5 protein-coding genes are annotated in these 5,260 nt (G+C 49.7%); all 5 read right to left on the bottom strand.

Annotated elements, in window-relative coordinates; all coding sequences use genetic code 11:
• Positions 1-689 (bottom strand): glycosyltransferase (locus WCO51_09325; protein MEI6513458.1); only part of this gene is annotated, 689 nt, incomplete at its 3' end.
• Between the two features lie 145 nt (positions 690-834).
• Positions 835-2,238 (bottom strand): ribosome biogenesis GTPase Der, encoded by a 1,404-nt coding sequence (der, locus tag WCO51_09320; protein MEI6513457.1) that lies wholly within the window; start codon positions 2,236-2,238, stop codon positions 835-837.
• Between the two features lie 304 nt (positions 2,239-2,542).
• The gene (gene groL / locus WCO51_09315; protein ID MEI6513456.1) at positions 2,543-4,189 is read right to left on the bottom strand and encodes a chaperonin GroEL; all 1,647 of its coding nucleotides are present in this window, start codon (positions 4,187-4,189) and stop codon (positions 2,543-2,545) included.
• A 27-nt stretch (positions 4,190-4,216) separates the two neighbouring features.
• Positions 4,217-4,504, bottom strand: a complete 288-nt coding sequence (locus tag WCO51_09310; protein MEI6513455.1) for a co-chaperone GroES — start codon at positions 4,502-4,504, stop codon at positions 4,217-4,219.
• A 210-nt stretch (positions 4,505-4,714) separates the two neighbouring features.
• Positions 4,715-5,260, bottom strand: a 546-nt coding sequence (locus WCO51_09305) for a 7-carboxy-7-deazaguanine synthase QueE (GenBank protein ID MEI6513454.1), incomplete at its 5' end; no start/stop codon positions are given.

The following is a 5,260-nucleotide window of genomic DNA, read 5'->3' as shown; positions in this document are numbered from 1 at the left end:
CCTACAATGATAAATTTGGCTTTTGGGAACTTTGAATGTAGGGTAGCGGCCATTTTAATGAATAACGAATGGTTCTTTTCAGGCCGTAAGGCAGCAACAATTCCAACGACAGGCGCATCAGGTTCAATCCCGACAGCCTTCTTGGCAGTTCCTTTATCATCAATTGGCTGGAAACGCTCGGTATCAGTGCATCCTGCAACAATGCTGAACTTGTTCTTTGGTAACTTAAAGTTCTTGCAAAGAAACTCTCTATGCGTTTCTGCCAAAGCAATGAAGCGATCCGTAACAGGAAAAGCCATTCTGTTAGCGATGGCGAATTGAATCACATTGCCTATCTTTCCGGTGGAGTGAAAAGCGATAACGAGCTTGATTTGAGGGTTACGCCGCCTTATCCAGCCTGCCCAAAACATCGGCAGTGCGCTATCGCCCACATAAATAACCTTAACGTTCTCTTTTTTAAACAAACGCATTAGGCGATAACCTACGAAGGGATCCCACTTCGACCGAGCCATATGGGCATGCACTTTAATGCCCTTTGATTCTAACTGTTCACCGATGACACCGCGGTTATAAAGGGTGGCTACAAGAGGTTCGAGCTGAGTACGATCCATGCGTGTCATTACGTTTTGGAGCATCTGCTCAGCGCCGCCCACCATAAGCTCTGAATGAAGAAAAGCAATTTTGACCATATAATTATAAAATCAGCGATTTGAGTTTGTTATTAGAGTATATGCAGGTTCTGTAGCACATTCCCTTACACTCATTTTACCGCTACTTTGCATTGAGGTCAAGCAAATGGTTTGAAGGGATAATTTGCCGTATTGACACGGCAAATTATCTTTTACCCTTCTTTTCATTTCGCTCATGACCGCCGGAAAGTTTGGTCTTAAGGATAAGAGGGGTGCCGGAAAGAGGGAATTCTCGGCGAATGCAATTCTCTAAATATCGATTATAGCTAAAATGCAGCCGTTCTCGATTGTTGACGAAGAGAAGTATCGTTGGCGGACGGGTTGAAGGCATCGTTGCGTAGTAGACCTTCAGAGGGTCACCTTTATATGTCGGCGGACGCTCGAAAACCGCGTCTCGGATGATACGATTAAGCTGGCCGGTGCTGATTCGGAATGCGTGATTATCTGCCGCTTCTATGGCGGTATCGAGCATTGGGTCTAATCCTGTGTGTTTTAAGGCCGACACAAAAGCCACAGACGCATAGGCGGTGCTTGGCATCTGGTCGGCGATCTTCTGGGCAAATTCAATTTTCAAATCGCTGCGTTGGTGGGGATTGCCGTCAGGCGGTTCAACGAGGTCCCATTTGTTGACCACCCAGACCATTGCTCGCCCACGCTCATGAGCATAACGTGCAGCGCGTTTGTCGCCATCGGTTAGTCCTTCGCTGCCATCGATAACCACCATCGCGACATCGGCGCGATCGAGCGCTCGTTGAGCTCTAAGGGTAATATAAAATTCAATTGAACCCTGCACCTTACCTGGTCGACGCAACCCTGCCGTATCGATCAACGTGATGGGATGGTTATCCCATTCGATGAAGGTATCGATCGGATCGCGAGTTGTGCCGGGGATATCTGAAACAATTACGCGAGTTTCACCGGTGATGGCGTTTATGAGGGAAGACTTGCCGACGTTTGGCCTACCAATAATGGCAAGTTTAATACCCTCTTCTTCTGCCTCATCGCTTTTTGCTCGAGGAAGTAGAATGGTTGCCTTATCAAGCACATCTCCAATACCACTACCATGCACTGAGGATATCGGCATTACATCGCCAATGTTAAGAGCATAAAATTCGCTCGCCTCATCCCAAAGCTTATCGTTATCCGCTTTGTTAGGAAGAACTATGATGGGCTTACCCGAACCACGGAGCAAATCGGCCAATTCCTGATCAGCAGGTGTGACCCCTTCAACTACGTCTGTTACAAACAGGATTACATCCGCTTCTTCTATTGCCACCTGTGCCTGGACGCGAACCTGTTCGATTAGAGGGTCTTCGTTTTGAACTAAAACCCCTCCGGTGTCGACGACGCTGTATTGAATACCCCGCCATTCCGCCTCAGCATAAAGCCGATCGCGAGTCACTCCGGGAGTATCCTCAACAACGGCAATCCGCCGTCCGACCATTCGGTTAAAAAGGGTGGATTTACCCACGTTTGGTCGCCCCACAATCGCAATTACAGGCAATCTGCGGGTATCAGGGCGATTGGTTAGGGGAGTTCCGGCACGCATAACAAACAGCTCCTTTTAAGACACGTGAAAGAAATATTAGCACATCCTCCCGTTACTAGGCAAGCAAGGAATTAGAGGTTAGCCATGGAGCCTTTCTTTTACACTCATTCTAAAGAAAACCCCGTATCCCTGAGTAGACCTCCGGGCCGTATCGATTAGAGACTCCTTCTGATAAGTCCCCTCTAGCCATAAGATCAGGAGGAGATTGCCACGGGCACAAACCCTTCCTCGCAATGACATAGTTAAAAGAAATCAGCCCGACGTGGTGCGTCGGGCTGATTTTGGGTTTGGTTGATGGCCGAAACTACATTCCGTAGTCGCCCATACCGCCGCCCATTCCACCTGGGCCACCAGGCATAGGAGCAGGCTTGTTGGTATCGGGCTTTTCAGCGACGAGCGCTTCGGTCGTTAAGACCATACCGGCAATGGAGGCTGCGTTCTCTAAGGCAGAACGGGTCACCTTGGCCGGGTCGACAACGCCGAACTTGACCATATCGCCATACTCACCGGTAGCGGCGTTGAGGCTGTGGCCGGGCTTAAGGCCGCGAACCTTTTCAACCACAACACTGCCTTCGAGACCGGCATTAAAAGCGATCTGGCGAAGAGGCTCTTCAAGCGCCTTGCGGACGATTGCAGCGCCGGTCTTCTCGTCAGCATCGTCGCCGATACCTTCGAGCTTGGGCATGATGTTCAGGAAAGTGACACCGCCGCCGGGAACAACGCCTTCTTCGACGGCTGCGCGTGTTGCGCTCAGTGCGTCTTCGTAGCGATGCTTCTTCTCTTTAAGCTCGGTTTCAGTCGCAGCGCCCACTTTGATAACGGCAACGCCGCCGGAAAGCTTAGCCAATCGCTCTTGTAGCTTTTCGCGGTCGTAGCTGCTGTCGGTGTTCTCAATCTGCTTCTTAATCTGAGCAATTCGAGCCTGAACGGCTTCAGGAGCGCCGGCGCCTTCGATAATTGTCGTATCTTCCTTGCCGATGACGACCTTCTTAGCGTGGCCTAAATCGGAAAGCTGAACGTTTTCAAGCTTGATGCCGAGGTCTTCGCTAATGAAGTTTCCGCCGGTCAGGGTGGCAATATCTTCGAGCATTGACTTGCGGCGATCGCCAAAGCCAGGAGCCTTGACGGCGCAGCATGTGAGAATGCCACGGATCTTGTTGACCACGAGGGTGGCCAGCGCATCGCCTTCAATATCCTCAGCGATGAGTAAGAGTGGCTGTCGGCTGGATGCGATTCGCTCCAGCACCGGCAGGAAATCTTGCGCGTTGGAGACCTTCTTCTCATAAAGAAGGATTAACGGATTCTCCAAAATAGCTTCCATGCGCTCGGGATCGGTTACGAAATAGGGGGAGATGTAACCGCGATCGAACTGCATGCCTTCAACGACTTCCAGATTGGTGGTCGTGCCTTTGCTCTCTTCAACGGTGATGACGCCGTCCTTGCCGACTTTGTCCATCGCCTCAGCGACGAGTTCGCCGATTTCGGAGTCATTACCGGCAATTGAAGCTACAAATTGGATCTGTTCCTTTTCGGTAATTGGCTTTGCAACTTCGCGGATAGCAGCAACAGCTGCATCGACGGTTTTTTCCATGCCGCGCTTAACAGCGATTGGGTTGCCGCCGGCTGCCACATAGCGCAGACCTTCGGTTACCATCGCCTGAGCTAAAACGGTAGCAGTTGTAGTGCCATCGCCTGCGACATCGTTGGTTTTTGACGCGACTTCTTTACAAAGCTGTGCGCCCATGTTCTCAAACGGATCTTCCAGTTCGATCTCTTTGGCGACCGTTACACCGTCTTTTGTGATGGTCGGGCTGCCCCATTTTTTGTCCAGAACGACGTTCCGGCCTTTGGGTCCCAATGTCACCTTAACGGCGTTGGCCACTTGGTTGACGCCGCGCTCTAGCGCGCGTCGGGCTTGTTCATTATAAACAAGTTGTTTCGGTGTTGCCATGACTTAATTCTCCTCTAATCAGAATTCCTATTCTTTAATCGCGTAAATCTGGTCTTCGTCAAGAATGGTGTACTCGACGCCTTCGACAGTGACTTCAGTTCCTCCGTATTTGGAGTAAATGACAGTCATACCCTCTTTAACACTCATAGTTGCTCTCGTTCCGTTATCGAGCAATTTGCCGGGGCCGACAGAAACGACGGTACCTTCTTGCGGTTTCTTTTTAGCGGAATCGGGCAGGATAATGCCGCCTACCGACATTTCCTCAGATTCCAGGGTCTTAACAACGACTTTGTCGCCGATCGGACGTAGTTTCATCCAGATACCACCTCCTATTTGATTTTATTAGTTGCATCTTACGAGCAATAATAGCACTCTAGTTGCTAGAGTGCTAAAGAATCTACCTCCGAAAATTCTCCCATGTCAACATCGGATTTCAAATTTTACGCATTTTAAGGGAAAGGATTGTATTGCGCGTTATAAGTTTGCCCTCTGATTTTGGGGCTGATGGCTGAAATCTAAGTTAACCTAAAGCTGACCCATTAGTTTGTGGCATTGGGGGATTATTCTTACATTGGGGATTTGTTGACGGGATAGTTTTTGCCAATTTAATAACTGAGAGGGGGTGGCGGATTGGGTGATTTGTCCGCAGGGGGTAACCGGTTGGAGAATCAGTAAGGTCGAGGGGGCGGTTTTAGCGATGATGGAGGCGGCTTTTTGGATTTCTTCGTCCGTCGTATCAAAACAGACCACCGCTTTGGCAAAGACTTGTTTTTGGCTTGCAATCGACAGAAAGGCTTCGTGTTGTTCCCAAAGCGGTTTGTCGCGAGTGACGCTCGGGATTTTGATGTCCATCGAAATATAATCAACCCAATGAATTACTTTCGAGAGGCCGCGATAGAGATCGCCTGCGGTTTCCAAGTAGATGTTGAAACCTTCCTGCTTTAACCGAGGGAAAAGCTCTTCCAAAAAAGCAACTCTCAATAGCGGCTCGCCTCCGGTAATGGCGACTGAATGGTGCAATCCCCGAGGCTGGTCGAAAACCAATAGTAATTGCGTCAGTTCCTCCACTGA

It is taken from the genome of bacterium (genome assembly GCA_037131655.1).
Lineage (GTDB): Bacteria > Armatimonadota > Fimbriimonadia > Fimbriimonadales > JBAXQP01 > JBAXQP01.
Note: the sequence above shows the minus strand (reverse complement) of the source record. Positions and strands in the feature narration are given on the sequence as shown.

What these genes read in the sequence shown, in the direction of transcription:
- der (MEI6513457.1), bottom strand. Translation starts at nt 2,238, where the DNA reads ATGCGTGCCGGAACTCCCCTAACCAATCGCCCTGATACCCGCAGATTG.
- groL (MEI6513456.1), bottom strand. Translation starts at nt 4,189, where the DNA reads ATGGCAACACCGAAACAACTTGTTTATAATGAACAAGCCCGACGCGCG.
- WCO51_09310 (MEI6513455.1), bottom strand. Translation starts at nt 4,504, where the DNA reads ATGAAACTACGTCCGATCGGCGACAAAGTCGTTGTTAAGACCCTGGAA.